We start from the raw sequence: 17,458 nt of genomic DNA, 5'->3' as shown, positions 1-17,458 counted from the left end.
ATGACGCGCCTAGCTATGGGGATATGTTCATGCAGAAGATCCCAGTTTCTCTGATCGCCATTTCACTTATCGCGGGACTATCCCTCTCAGCTATTCCCGCTTTCGCACGCGGCGGAGGCAAGGGCCGAAAGATGGATTGCCAGACACTCGCCATGCAGGAGCGCAACTCCGTGGGCGGCAAGCTACCGAGCAAGGACATCAAGCGCCGCGACAAGATAAAGCGCAGAATGCAGAAACTTGGATGTGCGACGGATCCCGGCTGAAGGTTGTTTTTTGGCGCGCCCGCTTTAGTCTTGGCATGATTGCGTGATGCGGGAGATGATTGGCTGATGTCGGTTGCAGGCAAGACGGCGGACTGGTGGCGGGGTGCTGTCATTTATCAGGTCTATCCGCGATCCTTTCAGGATACCAACGGAGATGGTCTCGGAGACCTGAAGGGCATTACCCGGAGATTGCCCTATATCGCCAACCTTGGCGTAGATGCGATCTGGCTGTCGCCGTTCTTCAAGTCACCCATGGCCGACATGGGTTACGATGTTTCGGATTATTGCGATGTCGATCTGATCTTTGGCACGCTTGATGATTTCGATGAAATGATGGCGGCCGCCCATGGGCTCGGCCTCAAGATCATCATCGATCAGGTCATTTCCCATACCTCCGATGTTCATCCCTGGTTTGTCGAAAGCCGCTCGAGCCGGACCAATCCCAAGGCGGACTGGTATGTGTGGGCGGACCCGAAACGGGATGGGACGGCCCCCAACAACTGGCTCTCGATCTTCGGTGGACCAGGATGGGAATGGGACGGCGTGCGCCGGCAGTATTACCAGCATAACTTCCTGACCTCGCAGCCGGATCTCAACTTCCACAGTCCGGAGGTTCAGGATGCCGTGCTTGCCACCGTGAAGTTCTGGCTCGACCGCGGCGTCGACGGCTTCCGCCTCGACACTGTCAATTATTACTTCTGCGACAGGCTGCTTCGCGACAACCCTCCGCATGCGCCCGATGAGAGCGATACCGGTCTCGATGCGCCGGATACCAACCCGTACGGCATGCAGAACCACCTCTACGACAAGACGCAGCCGGAGAATGTCGGCTTCCTCCGGCGGTTCCGGGCGCTGCTTGATCGCTACGAGGCGCGCGCGACGGTCGGCGAGGTCGGCGACGGTGCCCGCTCGCTGAAGACCGTCGCCGCCTATACGGGCGGCGGCGACAAGCTGAACATGTGCTACACCTTCGACCTGCTCGGACCGGACTTTACCGCGACGCATATTCGAAACTGCGTCGATGCCTTCCAGAAATCGGTTGCCGATGGGTGGGTATGCTGGGCGTTCTCGAACCACGACGTCAACCGTCATCTGAGCCGCTTTGCCAAGACGGCAGCAGAGCGGCCCGTGATCGCCAAGCTCGCCATGTCTGTGCTGGCGACGCTGCGCGGCTCGATCTGCCTCTACCAAGGAGAAGAACTTGGGCTTCCCGAGGCCGAGCTCGCCTTCGAGGATCTGCGTGATCCCTATGGCATCCGCTTCTGGCCGGCGTTCAAGGGACGTGACGGATGCCGCACTCCGATGCCCTGGGAGGCTGCCAAGGCGCATGCTGGCTTTACGAGCGCCGAGAAGTCATGGTTGCCGGTGCCTTATGAGCAGGCGGCGCTTTCCGTCGATACGCAGGAGAGCGATCCGAATTCCGTGTTGCACCACTACCGGCAGACGCTCAATTTCCGGAAAAGCCACCCGGCTTTGCTCAATGGCACTATGGAATTCATCGGTACCAATCAGGACCTTCTCGCCTTCACGCGCAGCAAGGGAAGCGAGAAGCTGCTCTTCGTCTTCAACCTGACGCGCAAGCCCGCGCAGTTCATGCCGCCGGCCGGAATGGTGATCGGAGAACGGCTGGCGATGCCGGGCTTCGCGGCGGCAGCCGGAACCGGTCCAATCAAGCTGGCCGCACTCGATGCATTCTGCGCACGGGTGGCTGGCTAGACGCTCACCCGACGAGGGCGAACTTGTCGACGTCCACCATTCCGCGATCCGAGATCTTCAGGTGCGGAATGACCGGGAGCGGCAGGAAGGCCACCTGCAGGAAGGGTTCCTCAAGCGTCGTGCCGAGCGCGTAGGCGGCATTGCGTAGATGGTGGAGCGTGTCGCGCACCGTCTCGTAGGTCTCGAGGCTCATCAGGCCGGCAATGGGCAGGGCGATCTCGCCGGTGACCTTGCCATCCTCGACGACAACGAAGCCGCCGTTGATTTCGCCGAGGCGATTGGCGGCGAGGGCCATGTCATCCTCGCTGACGCCGACGACGCAGATGTTGTGACTGTCATGCCCGACGGTCGAGGCGATCGCACCTTTCTTCAGGCCGAAGCCCTGGACGAAACCATTGGCATGGTTGCCGTTCTTGCCGTGCCGCTCGATGACGGCGACCTTGATGATGTCATTGCCGAGATCGACGTCAGTCTGGTTGCCCTTCACCGGTAGCCGATAGCGGCGATGTTCGGTGATGATCTTGCCGGGCGTGACGCCGATCACAGGGGTTTCGCCGTCGGCGACGGGAACGCCGAAGTGCGCGGCGTTGACGGGCCGGGCCTTGACGCTATCAAGGCCGACCGGTTCGACGGGCTTGCGCGTGGCGAAAAGCTCTGGGGTCACTTGGCGCCCAGCGGCAAAGACGAGATCTGCGCGGCAGTTTTCGAGGCTGTCGATGACCACGAGGTCTGCACGCCAGCCGGGGGCTACGAGACCGCGGTCCCTCAGGCCGAAGGCACGGGCAGCCGAGATCGACGCGGCGCGATAAATGGCCAGCGGCTCGACGCCGTTCTTGATCGCGGTCCGGATCATGTAGTCGAGATGGCCTTGCTCGGCGATGTCGAGGGGATTGCGGTCATCAGTGCAAAGGGCGAGGTACGGCGACAGGCGCTCGGTGATGATGGGCATCAGGGCCGCCAGATCCTTCGACACGGAACCCTCGCGCACGAGGATATGCATGCCCTTGCGCATCTTTTCTAGCGCTTCGGCAGCACTGGTGCATTCATGCTCGGTGCGGATGCCGGCGGAGAGGTAGCCATTCAGGTCATTGCCCGAGAGCAGGGGGGCGTGGCCGTCGATATGCTGCCCCTGGAAGGCATCGAGCTTGGCCATGCAGATGGGATCCTTGTGGATCACACCGGGGAAGTTCATGAACTCGGCGAGGCCGATGACCTTCGGATGATGGCGAAATGGAAGGAGACGTTCGATCGGCAGATCTGCGCCCGATGTTTCCAGATGCGTGGCGGGCACGCAGGAGGAGAGTTGGACACGGATGTCCATGATCGTTTCGAGGGACGAATCGAGGAAATACTGAATGCCTTCGGTGCCGAGAACATTTGCAATCTCGTGCGGGTCGCAGATGACTGTCGTTACGCCATAGGGCAGGACGCAGCGGTCGAATTCGTGCGGCGTCACCAGCGACGACTCGATGTGGAGATGCGTATCGATGAAGCCCGGCACCACGATCTTGCCCGAGATATCGATCTCGGTTTCGCCGTCGTAGCTGCCGCACGTGCCGACGATACGATCCTGTGCGATTGCGACATCGGATGCCACCAGTTCGCCGGTCACGAGGTCGAAGAAGCGTCCGCCTTTCAGAACGATGTCGGCGGGCAGGCGGCCCGTCCCTTGGTCGATAAGGCGTTCGAGCTTGGCGGTCATGGCATCCTCGTGCTGGCGTTTCACCAGTTATAGCCCATGTGTCTGACAAAGCGAGATCGGCTTTGTCGGCCGGTCCACAAACGAAAACCGGGCGCCCCAGAGGGACGCCCGGCGATCGAAATCGGAAGATCGAAGGCTTATTCGGCCGGAACGATCTTGCCAGCTTCCCACTTGTAGAGCGCGAAGCTCTGCGAAGTCAGGTCGCCGGTTTCGCCGTAGGTCAACTTGCCGATTGCCGTCGGGATCGCTTCGCCGCCCTTCAGCGCCTTGGCGACTGCTTCGGAATCCTCAGCGCTGCCAGCCTTCTCGATACCTGCCTTCAGGACTTCGACTGCGGCGTAGGCGTTGAGCGTGAAGGCTTCGGCCGGGATGCCCTTGGCCTTCAGCGCATCTGCAGCTGCCTGCGAATCCGGGCTCTTGGTCGCATCCATGGCATTGGTGAAGATCGTGCCGCCGGCTGCGTCGGTACCGATGTTCCAGAACTCGCTGTTCGAGAGGCCGTCGCCGCCGATGATGACGGCCTTGACGGACAGGTCATGCAGCTGGCGGGCCAGCAGGCCGCCTTCCGGGTGATAGCCGCCGAAATAGACGACATCGACGTTCTCGGCCTTCAGACGGGTGGTCAGCGCGCTGAAATCCTTGTCGCCAGGGGTCAGGGAGTCGTCGAGCACTTCCTTGATGCCGCCAGCATTCAGTGTGGCCTTGAATGAATCGGCCAGGCCCTTACCGTAGGCGCCCTTGTCGTTGATGATCGCAACGCGCTTGTCCTTGAAGTTCTTCAGGACATAGTTGGCGGCGACTTCGGCCTGCTGGTCGTCGCGACCGCAGGTGCGCAGGACGTTGGCGAGGCCACGCTTGGTGAGGTCTGGTGCGGTTGCCGTCGGGGTGACCATCAGCACGCCGTTCTCAGCAAGAACGTCGGAAGCCGGGATCGCGACGCCCGAGGTGACCGGGCCGACGACGAAGCGGATACCGTCGCCGACGAGCTGGTTTGCAGCGGAAACGCCCTGCTTGGGTTCGCCGGCATCGTCGGCATATTTGAGGATGACTTTCTCGCCGAGGATGCCGCCCTTCTTGTTGATCTCGTCAACAGCAGCCTGCGCGCCATTCTTCACCTGATCGCCATAGGCGGCAACGGGGCCAGTCAGCGGCGCGATGAGGCCGATGGTGACGTCAGCATGGGCGAGCGGCGCAAAGGCAAGCGAGGCGACGAGGGCCGCCGACAAAGTCTTCAGACTCATTTTCTTTCTCCTTGGGTGGGTATCAAAACCCGCGATTTAAGTGCCGCGGCGGCGAGCCCAGATCGTCAACAACCCTTGCAGGGGGATGCGCCAAGAGACGATGAGCAGCCGCGCGCCGAAACACCCGCCCTCCATATTTGGCTTCGACGGACGCTTTGCAAGTTTCTTAGGAATTTACCGTCGATTTCGCAAGAAGATAAAGAAATAGGGCCCGCTTTTGCCTGATTTGACAAAAGCGGGCCCCGAAAACGCGTCGTTTAGATGTTATTTTGCAAAATTTCGCGCAGTTTTCCGAAGAGCTCGTCGATGTGGTGCTTTTCGATGATGAGCGGCGGCGAGAGCGCGATGATGTCGCCGGTAGTGCGGATCAACAGGCCCTTCTCATAGGCCTTCAGGAAGGCGGTAAAGGCGCGCTTGGTCGGCTCGCCGGCGATCGGATCGAGCTCGATCGCGCCGATCAGGCCGGTGTTTCTGATGTCGATGACATTCGGGCAGTCCTTCAGGGAGTGCAGCCCGTCGGCCCAGTAATCCGAGAGCTCGGCGGCGCGGGTCAGGAGGCCTTCTTCCTTGTATGTGTCGAGCGTGCCGAGTGCTGCGGCGCAGGCGATCGGGTTGCCGGAGTAGGTGTAACCGTGCATGAACTCGATCATGTGCTCGGGGCCGCTCATGAACGCGTCATGGATCTCTGCGGTCACGAAGACCGCGCCCATAGGAATCACACCGTTGGTCAGGCCCTTTGCGGTGGTGATCATGTCCGGCTTGACGTCGTAGTACTGGGCAGCGAACGGCGCGCCGAGGCGGCCAAAGCCGGTGATGACTTCGTCAAAGATCAACAGGATGCCGTGCTTGGTGCAGATTTCGCGGAGCTTCTGCAGGTAGCCCTTCGGCGGGATCAGCACGCCGGTCGAACCGGCAATCGGCTCGACGATGACGGCGGCAATCGTCGAAGCGTCGTGTAGCGTGACGATGCGCTCGAGCTCGGTCGCCAAGTCGCCGCCATGCTCGGGCTGGCCGCGGGTGAAGGCGTTCTTGCCCGGCTGATGCGTGTGGGGCATGTGGTCGACGCCCGTCAGCAGCGTGCCGAACATCTTGCGGTTGGAAACGATGCCGCCGACGGAGATGCCACCGAAGTTGACCCCATGATAGCCGCGTTCGCGGCCGATCAGACGGAAGCGCGAGCCGTTCCCCTTCACACGATGGTAGGCGAGGGCGACCTTCAGCGCCGTCTCGACCGATTCAGACCCCGAATTGGTGTAGAGAACGTGGTCCATGCCTTCGGGCGCGATGTCGACGAGGCGGTTCGCGAGTTCGAACGCCTTGGGGTGGCCGAGCTGGAAGGCCGGCGCGTAGTCGAGCTCACCAGCCTGTTCGCGGATCGCTTCGGTGATCTTCGGCCGGCAGTGGCCAGCATTCACGCACCAGAGGCCGGCGGTGCCGTCGAGCACCTGACGGCCGTCATGGGTCTGGTAGTACATGTCCTTGGCGCTGACGAAAAGACGCGGCTCCTTCTTGAACTGGCGGTTCGCAGTGAAGGGCATCCAAAAGGCCCGAAGGTCGTTTGGCGTGGTATTGAGGCGATTGGACATGCTGTTCTCCATGGCCGTTTCGGAGGCCCTTCCCAGTATTGGCTGATGCGGTTTTTTTACTGCCCGGTCAAATTATCAGCGGTTCTTCGGGCGTCAAGCCGCTGACATTGCCGTCAGGCCGTTGCATCGGAGGTACGCGCAAAAAATAGACCGGCATCGCTGCCGGTCTAAAAGTATGTAAACGTGCTGAAATGAGGTTGCCACACTATTCCGGATGCATTTCACGGCAGTGGGGCTTATCAGCTGACATTATGTCAGCTTGTCCTTACGCCGCGGACTTTGCCTGGCTTTGAACAGAGTAGATGTCGGTGAGGGCTTCGAGGATCCTGAGGACCGGCTCGGAGCTGCTGGAGTAGTAGATCGTCTGGGCGTCGCGGCGCGTCTTCACCAGTTTCTGGGCGCGCAGCTTTGACAAGTGCTGCGACAGCGCGGACTGGCTCAAGCCAACCTCCTGCGCCAGCGCACCGACCGGGATTTCGCCCTTCACGAGGTTGCAGAGAATGAGAAGCCTTTTCGGGTTTGCCATTGCGGACAAGAGCGCAGCGGCAATATTCGCATTGGCGGTTAAATCGATTGTGTCCATATCTTCTTCCCGATGTGAAACTAATTTCAAAAACGCATGTTCCCGCTCAATGCCGGACGGCGAAAACTATCAATACGGCGTCAAGATTGTATATAGCTAAATTTCAGGTATTGCGGATTTTATGTTAGATATATGGAAATAAACGTCCTCGATGTCCTCTGCGACGGCAGCGAATTCGCAACGCAGAAGCAAATCACCCGAAATCAGATCGAAACCGGCGCAGTCCACTCCACAAATGCGCCAATCGCCGCCGTTGCCGGCCTTCAAACTCGCTGCGGTCATGGGGGCGAGATCGGGGCTTGTACCTAGTAATTCTTGCACTATCGCATCGGCCTGCGCCGCCACGTTCTCGTTCCCGGGGGATCGAATCGTCAGGTCGTCTCCATCAAGAAGATAGGCGCGACCAAACCCACCATTCAGGCTCGCGGATTGCGGCACCAGCCGGAGGAAGCGGAAATCCGGGAAATCGATATAGAGCTTTGCCTTGGCATGGCGGTTGAGGAAGCGGCTGCGAATCCGGGCATGGATGACGCTGTCGCGCTCGACCAGTTCGGCAAGGCATTGGGTCGTCAAGCGCGGATAGGCCAGTGGATCGCCCTTGCCGGGCTCGCCCGTCAGAAGCGACGCACGGCGATCGGCGTCGAGCGCGCGGGTATGCGTCGACAGGCCCGACACGAGAATGACGGGAACGCCATCGATGTCGGTGCCGAGAAGTACCCGGCTGGCAAATGGGAAGCCGGTCTCGGGATCGAGGACGGCGATTGCAGCATAACGGGCGGAGCGGAGAAGCGTGCGCGCGAGCTTGCGGGCTTCTCCGTCCGTTTCCCTGAGAACGGAAGCTTGATCTTTCATGTCCACTTTTCTGACCGAAGCGGACGGTCGGATCAAGCTTCTTCTTTGCGGCGATGCTGCGTCAGACCCTCAACGATATCCTGGGCCGAAATGGTACCGATGATCGCGCCGTTTTCCACCACCCCGATACTGCCGGGCTGGCGCGACAGTGCATCGAGAATGTCGATCAATGGTGTCTCGGCGCGCGCAGTGCCGCTGACGCTTGCGCCAGCGGCGGCGTGGCCGAGGCCTGGCTGCATTACGTCCTGCGCCGTCAGCATGCTGATCGGATTCATGTGCTGGACGAAATCGGCGACGTACTGGTCGGCGGGTTTTTTGACGATCTCCTGCGGCGTGCCGCATTGGATGATGCGCCCGCCCTCCATGATGGCGATGCGGTTGCCGATGCGGAAGGCCTCATCCAGGTCGTGGCTGACGAAGAGGATCGTCTTCTTCAGCCGCCGCTGGAACTCGAGAAGCTCGTCCTGCAGGCGCGTGCGGATAAGCGGATCGAGCGCCGAGAACGGCTCGTCCATCAGCAGGATCGGCGCACCGGTCGCGAAGGCACGAGCGAGGCCAACGCGTTGCTGCATGCCGCCGGACAATTCATTGACCTTGCGGTCCGCCCATTTGGTCAGGTTGACCAGTTCGAGCTGTTCGCCCACGCGCTTCTTGCGCTCGGCCTCGGGCATGCCCGCAAGCTCAAGGCCGAAGCCGACATTTTCCGCGACCGTTCGCCACGGCAGCAAGGCAAACTGCTGAAACACCATGGAAACGGTGTGCATGCGCAGGTCGCGCAGGCCCTTGGCGGTGGTCTTGTAGGGATTGCAGGGGCCGTTTGGCGTTGCGACCGAAACCTCGCCGCGCACGACGGGCGCCAGCCCGTTTACGGCCCGCAGGAGGGTGGACTTGCCGGACCCAGAAAGTCCCATGAGGACGAGGATCTCGCCTTCCTGCACGGAGAGCGAGGCATCAGCCACGCCGAGAACAAGACCAGTCGCAGCACCGATCTCGTCGCGGTTCTTGCCCTGATCGGCCAAAACCAGGGCGTTTTCCGGCTTGTCGCCGAAGACGATGCTGACGTTGTCGAAACGGACCGCAGTCATACGCCTTCTCCTTCACCCGCAGTGCGGAACATTCGGTCGAGAATGATGGCCAGGATGACGATGCAGAGACCCGCTTCGAAGCCCTTGGCGACGTTGACCGTATTGAGTGCACGAACCACCGGCACGCCGAGGCCGTCGGCGCCGACAAGCGCGGCGATGACCACCATCGACAACGATAGCATGATCGTCTGCGTCAGGCCTGCCATGATCTGTGGCATGGCAAAGGGCAGCTCGACCTTGCGCAGCACCTGCATCGGCGTAGCGCCGAAAGATTCTGCCGCTTCCACCAGGGAGGAAGGGGTCGAGATGATACCGAGGCGCGTGAGGCGGATGGGGGCGGGGATTGCGAAGATCACGGTTGCGATCAAGCCCGGCACCATGCCGAGTCCGAAAAGGATAAGTGCAGGAATGAGGTAGACGAATGTCGGAATGGTCTGCATCAAGTCGAGGATCGGGCGCAGGGCGGAATAGACCCAGGCGCGGCGCGCGGCGGCGATGCCAAGAGGAATGCCGACGATCATGCTGACAAAGGTTGAGGCGAGTACCAGCGCCAGCGTCTCCGTCGTCTCCTTCCAGTACCCCTGGTTCACGATGAAGAGGAGGCCAAGACAGGTGAAGACGGCCACGACGATCGAGCGACGGAGCCAGTAGGCAATCGCCCCGATCCCGAGGATGACGATTAGTGGGTGAGGTTTCTGCAGAATGAAAAGCAGCCCGTCGATGACGTGGGACAGAATGAAGGCGAGCTGATTGAAAAACCAATCGGCGTTGGAGGTCAGCCAGTCCACGAAGGCTTTCGCCCAGGAGCCGATGGGAATTTTAGTGTCGGTGAGCCAGGTCAAGGGAGCGCCTATCCATTAGGAACAACAACATTTCGCGACGATAGCGAGATGGGGCGGCGCGAGCCGCCCCGCTCGTCGTTATCAGAGGCCGAGGCTCTTCTTAACGACCGCGAGGCCATCGCCGCTGTCATCGCGCGCCTTGACGCCGGCAAGCCACGGGTCAAGCGCGGAAGGATTGGCCTTCAGCCACTCTGTCGCTGCCTTTTCCGGCTCATCGCCGTCGTTCAGGATCTTGCCCATGATCTGGTTTTCCATCTCGAGCGAGAAAACCATGTTCTTGAGCAATGCACCGACGTTCGGGCACTCATTGAGATAGCCCGCGCGCACGTTGGTGAAAACCTTCGCGCCGCCGAAGTCCGGCCCGAAGACATCGTCACCACCGGTCAGATAGGTCAGCTTGAAGTTGTCGTTCATCGGATGCGGCTCCCAGCCGAGGAAGACAACGGGCTTGCCTTCCTTCTCGGAGCGAGCCACCTGCGCCAGCATGCCCTGTTCGGAAGACTCGACCACTTCCATGCCCTTGAGGCCGAAGGTGTTCTTTTCGATCAGATCCATGACGAGGCGGTTACCGTCGTTTCCGGGCTCGATGCCGTAGATCTTGCCGTCAAGGTCATCCTTGTGAGCTGCAATATCCTTGAAATCCTTGATGCCGAGCTCAGCGCCCTTGGCGTTGGTCGCCAATGTGTATTTTGCGCCGACGAGATTCGGTCCGAAGGATTCGACCGATTTATCATCAAGGAAGGGGCGAACGTCTTTTTCCTGTGTCGGCATCCAGTTGCCGAGGAAGATGTCGATGTCCTTGTTCTTTAGCGATTGGTAGGTTACCGGCACGGAAAGAACTTTGACGTCAGGGGTATAGCCTAGTCCCTTCAGCACGACTGCTGCAGTCGCCGTTGTGGACGTGATGTCAGTCCAGCCGACGTCCGAAAAATGAACGGTGGAACAACTGTCTGGATCTGCGGCGAGTGCAGCGGTTGCGACAGAGAGAGCGGCAACTGCGGTGGCGGTGATCAGTATGAATGCGCTTGTCGTTTTCATTTATAGACTCCCAGTCTTACGTTCCCAAGCCAAGCACCAATAGCCGAGTTTTACAAGCGACCTCAGCGCGTTTGCGCCGCATTGCAGTACTCGATTGCGACGTGGGTCATTTTTCCGCCAGCGCTGAGATTTCAAAGGTTTTTCGCGATTTTTGGTCCTGAATTTCCTGTGACTATTAGAATGAGGGACTTTTCTTCGCGGTTTCGAGCTTCCAAGAAGCGAAAGACGGAGAAAACGATGGCAAAGCTCTATTTCAACTACTCGACCATGAACGCCGGCAAGTCGACGATGCTGCTGCAAGCCGCCTACAACTACGAGGAGCGCGGCATGCGTGTCGTTCTGCTGATTGCGGCCTTCGACGAGCGTGCTGGAAAGGGGATTATCGGTTCCCGGATCGGCCTGCAGGCAAGCGCCGTCGCCTTCGAACCGGAAGCTGACCTCCAGGCCTTGATCGGCGAACTCGGCAAGGAGGGAGAGCCGATCGCCTGCGTCTTTGTCGATGAGGCTCACTTCATGACGCGCGAGCAGGTCTGGCAGCTCGCCCGGGTCGTCGATCGCATGAATATACCTGTCATGGTCTATGGACTGAGAACTGATTTCCAGGGGCGCCTCTTCCCGGCGTCGCAGGAGCTTCTGGCGATTGCCGACGAGATGCGCGAGGTGCGGACCATCTGCCATTGCGGACGCAAGGCGACGATGGTGGTGCGTCTCGACGCAAATGGAAAGGTGCTGCGCGAAGGCGCACAGATCGATGTCGGCGGCAACGAAAAATACGTCTCGCTCTGCCGGCGTCACTGGGATGATGCAGTGTACGGGGATGGCTCGCCACGGCGGTGTGACCGGTCCTCAAAGTGATTCCGGTTTGGCAGCTTATGCGCTAGGTTCGCGATAACCGATTCATGGAGCCGCCCGGTGCGCAAGCCCTTCTCCTTCGATACCCAGCTCGAAGCCGCGCGAGCGCTCGTGGAGCAATTGCGTCTTGAAGCCAAGGTCTGCGTCGAATTCATCAACGAGTTCGCACGCCAGGCGGCTGCCGTCGATGACGAACGGTTTCTGGTCGAGAATGGCCGCTTCCAGGCGTTTGTTGCAAACGGCGCGAGCTTGACCAATATTCTTGCTGAGCTCGTTTTCGTCCTCGACACGCTGACGGTCAAGATTTCGGCGGATCTCGATGGTTTCCGTGGCCTGACCGCCGGCGAAAGATTCATCGGTCGTTTTTCGCGCCAGCGGATGTGGCGTCGCCACAGCGCGCGCGTGCGCGCAGCCCCTGTCGTGGAGCGGCTTCGCGACCTGCTGGTGAAGTCCGAAGCCACGGCAGGTGTCATCGCGATCTACCGCACGATTGCGATCGACTTTCACAAGCTGGGTGAGCATGGGCTGATCGGCATCGTCGAGCAGCGCCGTCGGCTTGTCGACAAGATCGACATCGCCCGCCTTCGCATCCGGGAATTGAACGCCAAGGCACTGACGACGCAGGGCAGGATCGGCCTATACGGAAGCAGAGCCGAATGGGAGCTTATGGAACAAGAGCGGCGCTCGCTGAAAGCGGAGGCCGACCGTGTTGCCGATGAGGAACACGGAATGCGCGAGGAGAGCCAGCGCCGCGAACGCTTCATCAATCTCTTCCAGGTTTTCGTCGATGCGCTGAATAGCCAGGTGGGCCAGTGCAACGCCCTCAGGCGCAAGATGTTGATAGACACCGAAGAGCGGCTGCTGATCTATCAGGCGCAAGTCGACACCGACATCCCGGGATCGAAGGTTCAGATTTCAGCGGAGCTCTTTCCCGCCATCGCCGGTCCGATTGAATTGTTTGAGCGCAACATGCTGGCGCCACAGGAATTGGAGCAGCGCAAGCGGGCCGCCGACGCCGTCTTCGCGAGCAAGTTCGAAGCTTTCCGGCAGGAGCCGGAGGAGGGCTTCGCAGTGCCGATCATCGATACGACGGAAATCTCCAGGCGACTGCGCTTCCGTTTTCTGCGTCCTGGCTTCTGGCCGAAGAAACAATAATATCAGCACGATATTGTTCTTCCTGGAGCGAGCGCATATGTCAGTGCGCAGACCAAGCTTATCAAGGAGAAGACGATGCTCGACCGGATCGCCGGTTTTTTCAGGCTGATCGGCCGAACAATCGGACGCTGGGCGCGGGTTTTCTTTGCCTGGGCTTTCTGGCCATTCATCGCTGCCCGCGGCTGGTACGTTCAGCGGACTTGGATGATCCGCTTGCCGATCCTTGGTCTGATCGCGCTTCTTGCTGTCCTCTATTGCTATTTCATTTGGCAGACGCAGGTCTGGTCTAACTTCAATCCCTCCTTCGTGAATGAGTACAGACTTTCCGAGCGCAAGGTTCCTGCCGGCCAGGAGCTGCCGTCAACAGACGGAGCGGCAGCCAAGACTTGCCAGCGGTCGGCGATCGTCGATGTCGCAGCCGACCTGACCGATTTCAACGTCAACCAGAATGCGTGGATCTCCTCCATGCTTCTCTACCGTCTCGGCTTCTTCGGCATCGACTGGGATCACACGCCGTTTCTCGACAACAAGGCGTCGTTCCAGCGGGGCGTAAACCAGGCGGTTCGCCGCACCTCGGTCGAACTCGTCGATACGCTCGGGCGCGTCCGCGGGACGTCAGGGATCAATAACGATCTGCAGAAGGCGCGCGGCAACCTGCAATTCGACGAGTACAGCTGGTACTTCGGCCTTGATCCGTTCGGACCGAAGACACCGACGCCGAGCTATTATCGCTCGGCGCTCGACAGCCTGCGCAAGTTCAATACCGACCTCGCCGCCTGCAACGCCATCTTCGATGGGCGGGCGGATAACCTGATCCAGTTCATCGACCGCATCGCCAACGATCTCGGCAGTACCTCCGACGTGCTCGCGGACCGCTCGCAGAACCATCATCGGGGCTGGTTCGATACACGTGCAGACGATCGCTTCTGGTTCGCCTATGGTCAGCTTTACGCTTATTACGCCATCCTGGCGGCTGCACAGTCAGACTTTTCTCAAGTTATCGCGGAGCGCAATCTGGGCGCCATCTTTGGCGCAACAATGAGACAGTTCCAGGCGGCACTGAAGATCCAGCCGGCAATCATTTCTAACGGCCGGGAAGACGGCTGGCTTATGCCGAGCCATCTGGCAACGATGGGCTTCTATATTCTCCGCGTCCGGTCGAACCTCGTCGAGGTCCGCTCCGTGCTCGATCGCTGAGCGCTTGCTTAGTTGATCAGCTTCATACGGATCGCCTTGGCGACAAGCTGCGTCCGGTTCACACAGTCGAGCTTCTTGATGGCGCTCGTCATGTAGGCATTCACTGTGTGGTCGGATAGCGAGAGGATCTGGCCGATCTCGATCGACGTTTTTCCCTGCGCCGTCCACCGGACGACCTCGCGTTCGCGAGCGGAAAGGGGCGTGTGTTCCGGAAGCTTCGAATGCTGCGTGCGATGATACGCGTCGAGCAGATGGAGGATCGCAATGGTGAGTTCGTTGAGCTCGGTCTGCGCGAGCAGTGGGCGGTCGCCGGCCAGCCAAAACAGGATGCGCTCGCCGTCGCGAGTGTAGGCGGGCACCGCAACGCCTGTCGGTATGCCGAAGTGATGCAGAAGTTTGCTCAACTCATTGGGGAAAATTTCTGCGGAGGAACTGTCCAGAAGGCTCCATGAGCGCGGCAGGGCCGACTCGCTCATGCCCATTGCCAGCATGGGAAAACGCATGATGCGGGCGCGGTCGAATTGATTGAAGTATGCGGACGGAAGTGTTGTTTCGATGACCAGGGCCTTGAGGAGGACGCTTTCAGGAGCGGGCGCGAGCAACAGCGTGATATGCCGGAAGCCGTAGGCGCGGGCTACCTTTACAAGAACTTGCGCGAATTCGGCCCTGGTATTGACAGCTGAAATCTCTGTGGCCAGGGACAACTGTCTTTCCAAGGTAGTCATGTAAGACATCGATGCGTCCCTGCTTACCTTCATATCAGCGCCATAGAATATGCAAACTGATATATTTGCTAGTGCGAAACGGGGAGGCGCGCAGCGATTAATTTCAAATGTATTACTTTAACCACAGCGGATCGTCCCATGGTTGCGTTATTGTTTTCCAAAAACGCAACTTCAGGCACAATCGAGTTCCTCTTCTACGCCGCAGGAAAGCACACGGGTTCGCCGGAGAATAGCGCAAAGCGTCTTCGAATCACTTGGCGACCAGATCTTGTCCTTCACCCTTGGCCTTTTTTGTCAGCTGCTCGAGGAAACCGAGCATCACCGCGGAGACGACGAACGCAAGATGCATTGCCGTCAGCCACATGATCTTGCTGTCGGTGTATTGTTCGGCATTCAAGAAGACCTGGAGGAGGTGAATCGATGAAATTGCCACGATCGACGAGGCCACCTTGACCTTGAGGCTGCCGGCGTCGAGCTTGCCAATGAACGAGACGTCCTCTTCGCTCTCGTCAAAGCGGCTGACGAAGTTCTCGTACCCGGAGATCATCACCATGACGATGAGGCTCGCGACCAGGGCTGCGTCAATCAGGCCGAGCATGGCCAGAATCATTTCCCCCTCGTTGAGGACAAACACGCCGCCCGCCACCTTAAGGAATTTGTAACCGAAGGACACGGCGTACACGGCGAGCGCAAGAGCGAGACCGAGATAGAAGGCGACGAGTATCCAACGGCTCGAAAGGATGATGCGCTCGACAATCAGTTCGAGTGATTTCATGTCCGGTCCTCGCAATGTTAGAATCAATACCTGACAGATAGCGGCTTGGATGAGCGTTGGGCAACCAGCGCGCTATTCACAGTCTCGGCATATTTCGCTATCCCGTTGAAACAATATGGGCGCGCCTATCGAGCGCAGAAAACCGGGGAACGGGGATGGCAGCACACAAGTCCGACATCGAGATCGCGCGCGCGGCGAACAAGAGACCGATCTTCGAGATCGGTGCAAAGCTCGGTATTCCGGCCGAGCAATTGGCGCCTTATGGGCATGACAAGGCTAAGCTCAGCGCGCAATTCATTGCCGCGCAGGCAGACAGGCCCGACGGCAAGCTGATCCTCGTCACGGCAATCAATCCGACCCCGGCAGGCGAGGGCAAGACGACAACGACCGTCGGTCTCGGCGACGGGCTGAACCGGATCGGCAAGAAGGCGATCGTCTGCATCCGCGAGGCCTCGCTTGGGCCATGCTTCGGAGTGAAGGGCGGGGCGGCGGGCGGCGGCTATGCCCAGGTCATTCCGATGGAAGACATCAACCTGCATTTCACCGGTGATTTCCATGCGATCACGTCGGCCCACAATTTGCTCGCAGCGATGGTCGACAATCACATCTATTGGGGCAACGAACAGGATATCGACCTCAGGCGCGTCACGTGGCGGCGCGTCATGGATATGAACGATCGGGCGCTGCGCGAGATGGTCTCTTCGCTGGGTGGTGTGGCCAACGGCTTTCCCCGGCAGAACGGCTTCGACATCACGGTCGCTTCCGAGGTGATGGCCATTCTTTGCCTCGCCAAGGACCTCGAGGATCTGGAAGAGCGCCTCGGCAACATCATCATCGGCTACCGTCGCGACAAGTCGGCCGTCTACGCCCGCGACCTGAAGGCCGATGGGGCTATGGCGGTTCTTCTGAAGGACGCCATGCAGCCGAACCTCGTCCAGACGCTGGAAAACAATCCGGCCTTCGTCCATGGCGGCCCCTTCGCCAACATTGCCCACGGCTGCAACTCGGTGATTGCGACGAAAACGGCGTTGAAGCTTGGCGACTATGTCGTGACCGAGGCGGGCTTCGGCGCGGATCTCGGAGCCGAGAAATTCTTCGATATCAAGTGCCGCAAGGCGGGACTGGAGCCTGATGCCGCCGTCATCGTTGCGACGGTGCGTGCGCTCAAGATGAACGGCGGTGTAAAGAAGGAAGATCTCGGAACGGAGAATGTCGCTGCGCTGAGAAAGGGCTGCTCCAATCTCGGGCGCCATGTCGCCAACGTTCGCAAGTTCGGCGTTCCGGTTGTCGTTGCCATCAATCATTTTATCTCGGACACCGATGCGGAAATCGCTGCGGTGAAGGAGTATGTCTCGCGCCTCGGGGCTGAAGCGATCCTCTGCCGGCACTGGGCCGAGGGCTCTGCCGGTATCGAGGAGCTTGCCTACAAGGTGGTCGAGCTCGCGGAATCGGGACAGTCGAGATTCGAGCCGCTTTATCCCGACGATGTCTCCCTGTTCGAGAAGATCGAGATCGTCGCTTCGAAGATTTATCACGCAGGAGAGGTGACCGCTGATAAGGCGGTGAGGGACCAATTGCTTGCCTGGGAAGAGCAGGGTTATGGACACCTGCCGGTCTGCATGGCCAAGACGCAGTACTCCTTCTCAACCGATCCGAACCTGCGGGGTGCGCCGGAAGGGCATATCGTGCCGGTCCGTGAAGTTCGCCTATCGGCGGGCGCGGGCTTCGTTGTCGCCATCACAGGCGAGATCATGACCATGCCCGGCCTGCCGAGATCGCCGTCGGCGGAGCGGATTTACTTGAACGATCAAGGGTATATCGAAGGGTTGTTCTAATCTTCGATTAA

General features: G+C 59.7%; 16 protein-coding genes. 6 read left to right on the top strand and 10 right to left on the bottom strand.

Translation table 11 applies throughout. From position 1 onward, the window contains the following. Nucleotides 1-29: 29 nt before the first annotated feature. Nucleotides 30-263 (top strand): hypothetical protein, encoded by a 234-nt coding sequence (locus AF71_RS20205; RefSeq protein ID WP_018857560.1) that lies wholly within the window; start codon nt 30-32, stop codon nt 261-263. 66 nt (nt 264-329) lie between these two features. Continuing rightward, entirely contained in the window at nt 330-1,979 is a 1,650-nt protein-coding gene (locus AF71_RS20200; RefSeq protein ID WP_018857561.1) for an alpha-glucosidase, read from the top strand. A 4-nt stretch (nt 1,980-1,983) separates the two neighbouring features. Here the strand turns inward: AF71_RS20200 and ade are convergent, their stop codons facing one another. The 8 genes from ade to AF71_RS20160 all read right to left on the bottom strand — a co-directional run bounded on the left by ade (nt 1,984) and on the right by AF71_RS20160 (nt 10,908). Further along, nucleotides 1,984-3,681, bottom strand: coding sequence for an adenine deaminase (gene ade / locus AF71_RS20195; RefSeq protein ID WP_169682785.1), 1,698 nt, complete (start codon nt 3,679-3,681; stop codon nt 1,984-1,986). Nucleotides 3,682-3,818: 137 nt separating this feature from the next. Next, the gene (locus AF71_RS20190) at nt 3,819-4,922 is read right to left on the bottom strand and encodes a branched-chain amino acid ABC transporter substrate-binding protein (RefSeq protein ID WP_018857563.1); all 1,104 of its coding nucleotides are present in this window, start codon (nt 4,920-4,922) and stop codon (nt 3,819-3,821) included. A 257-nt stretch (nt 4,923-5,179) separates the two neighbouring features. After that, nucleotides 5,180-6,508, bottom strand: a complete 1,329-nt coding sequence (locus AF71_RS20185) for an aspartate aminotransferase family protein (RefSeq protein ID WP_018857564.1) — start codon at nt 6,506-6,508, stop codon at nt 5,180-5,182. A gap of 265 nt (nt 6,509-6,773) precedes the next feature. After that, nucleotides 6,774-7,091 (bottom strand): metalloregulator ArsR/SmtB family transcription factor, encoded by a 318-nt coding sequence (locus AF71_RS20180; RefSeq protein WP_018857565.1) that lies wholly within the window; start codon nt 7,089-7,091, stop codon nt 6,774-6,776. 96 nt (nt 7,092-7,187) lie between these two features. Beyond that, a complete protein-coding gene (locus AF71_RS20175) occupies nt 7,188-7,943 on the bottom strand; it encodes a pyridoxamine 5'-phosphate oxidase family protein (RefSeq protein ID WP_018857566.1) in 756 nt (251 codons plus the stop codon). A 32-nt stretch (nt 7,944-7,975) separates the two neighbouring features. After that, complete coding sequence (gene choV / locus AF71_RS20170; RefSeq protein ID WP_169682783.1) at nt 7,976-9,028, bottom strand: choline ABC transporter ATP-binding protein; 1,053 nt, start codon at nt 9,026-9,028, stop codon at nt 7,976-7,978. Continuing rightward, a complete protein-coding gene (gene choW, locus AF71_RS20165) occupies nt 9,025-9,870 on the bottom strand; it encodes a choline ABC transporter permease subunit (protein ID WP_018857568.1) in 846 nt (281 codons plus the stop codon). Before choW ends, choV begins: the two co-directional genes overlap by 4 nt. Nucleotides 9,871-9,951: 81 nt before the next feature. Next, the gene (locus AF71_RS20160; protein ID WP_169682781.1) at nt 9,952-10,908 is read right to left on the bottom strand and encodes a choline ABC transporter substrate-binding protein; all 957 of its coding nucleotides are present in this window, start codon (nt 10,906-10,908) and stop codon (nt 9,952-9,954) included. Nucleotides 10,909-11,145: 237 nt separating this feature from the next. Between AF71_RS20160 and AF71_RS20155 the strand changes: the two genes are divergently transcribed. The 3 genes from AF71_RS20155 to AF71_RS20145 all read left to right on the top strand — a co-directional run bounded on the left by AF71_RS20155 (nt 11,146) and on the right by AF71_RS20145 (nt 14,112). Then, the gene (locus AF71_RS20155) at nt 11,146-11,763 is read left to right on the top strand and encodes a thymidine kinase (RefSeq protein ID WP_169682778.1); all 618 of its coding nucleotides are present in this window, start codon (nt 11,146-11,148) and stop codon (nt 11,761-11,763) included. 57 nt (nt 11,764-11,820) lie between these two features. Continuing rightward, nucleotides 11,821-12,915, top strand: coding sequence for a hypothetical protein (locus AF71_RS20150; protein ID WP_169682776.1), 1,095 nt, complete (start codon nt 11,821-11,823; stop codon nt 12,913-12,915). A gap of 75 nt (nt 12,916-12,990) precedes the next feature. Beyond that, a complete protein-coding gene (locus AF71_RS20145; protein ID WP_062370298.1) occupies nt 12,991-14,112 on the top strand; it encodes a DUF2333 family protein in 1,122 nt (373 codons plus the stop codon). Between the two features lie 8 nt (nt 14,113-14,120). Here the strand turns inward: AF71_RS20145 and AF71_RS20140 are convergent, their stop codons facing one another. Together AF71_RS20140 and AF71_RS20135 are read right to left on the bottom strand one after the other, a co-directional pair. Next, nucleotides 14,121-14,846, bottom strand: coding sequence for a LuxR family transcriptional regulator (locus AF71_RS20140; protein ID WP_025660418.1), 726 nt, complete (start codon nt 14,844-14,846; stop codon nt 14,121-14,123). 241 nt (nt 14,847-15,087) lie between these two features. Further along, on the bottom strand, nt 15,088-15,612 hold the full coding sequence (locus AF71_RS20135; protein WP_169682774.1) for a TIGR00645 family protein: 525 nt from the start codon (nt 15,610-15,612) through the stop codon (nt 15,088-15,090). 155 nt (nt 15,613-15,767) lie between these two features. On the opposite strand from AF71_RS20135, the gene AF71_RS20130 reads away from it, so the two are divergent. Then, nucleotides 15,768-17,447, top strand: a complete 1,680-nt coding sequence (locus AF71_RS20130) for a formate--tetrahydrofolate ligase (RefSeq protein ID WP_018857575.1) — start codon at nt 15,768-15,770, stop codon at nt 17,445-17,447. Nucleotides 17,448-17,458 lie beyond the last annotated feature (11 nt).

This window comes from Rhizobium sp. 57MFTsu3.2 (genome assembly GCF_012932765.1).
In the GTDB taxonomy this organism is placed as follows: Bacteria; Pseudomonadota; Alphaproteobacteria; order Rhizobiales; family Rhizobiaceae; genus Rhizobium; species Rhizobium altiplani.
Note: the sequence above shows the minus strand (reverse complement) of the source record. Positions and strands in the feature narration are given on the sequence as shown.

Bases quoted from the DNA above. Each gene is read 5' to 3' on its own strand.
- AF71_RS20205 (WP_018857560.1), top strand. From the start codon at position 30: ATGCAGAAGATCCCAGTTTCTCTGATCGCCATTTCACTTATCGCGGGA.
- AF71_RS20200 (WP_018857561.1), top strand. From the start codon at position 330: ATGTCGGTTGCAGGCAAGACGGCGGACTGGTGGCGGGGTGCTGTCATT.
- ade (WP_169682785.1), bottom strand. From the start codon at position 3,681: ATGACCGCCAAGCTCGAACGCCTTATCGACCAAGGGACGGGCCGCCTG.
- AF71_RS20190 (WP_018857563.1), bottom strand. From the start codon at position 4,922: ATGAGTCTGAAGACTTTGTCGGCGGCCCTCGTCGCCTCGCTTGCCTTT.
- AF71_RS20185 (WP_018857564.1), bottom strand. From the start codon at position 6,508: ATGTCCAATCGCCTCAATACCACGCCAAACGACCTTCGGGCCTTTTGG.
- AF71_RS20180 (WP_018857565.1), bottom strand. From the start codon at position 7,091: ATGGACACAATCGATTTAACCGCCAATGCGAATATTGCCGCTGCGCTC.
- AF71_RS20175 (WP_018857566.1), bottom strand. From the start codon at position 7,943: ATGAAAGATCAAGCTTCCGTTCTCAGGGAAACGGACGGAGAAGCCCGC.
- choV (WP_169682783.1), bottom strand. From the start codon at position 9,028: ATGACTGCGGTCCGTTTCGACAACGTCAGCATCGTCTTCGGCGACAAG.
- AF71_RS20160 (WP_169682781.1), bottom strand. From the start codon at position 10,908: ATGAAAACGACAAGCGCATTCATACTGATCACCGCCACCGCAGTTGCC.
- AF71_RS20155 (WP_169682778.1), top strand. From the start codon at position 11,146: ATGGCAAAGCTCTATTTCAACTACTCGACCATGAACGCCGGCAAGTCG.
- AF71_RS20145 (WP_062370298.1), top strand. From the start codon at position 12,991: ATGCTCGACCGGATCGCCGGTTTTTTCAGGCTGATCGGCCGAACAATC.
- AF71_RS20140 (WP_025660418.1), bottom strand. From the start codon at position 14,846: ATGTCTTACATGACTACCTTGGAAAGACAGTTGTCCCTGGCCACAGAG.
- AF71_RS20135 (WP_169682774.1), bottom strand. From the start codon at position 15,612: ATGAAATCACTCGAACTGATTGTCGAGCGCATCATCCTTTCGAGCCGT.
- AF71_RS20130 (WP_018857575.1), top strand. From the start codon at position 15,768: ATGGCAGCACACAAGTCCGACATCGAGATCGCGCGCGCGGCGAACAAG.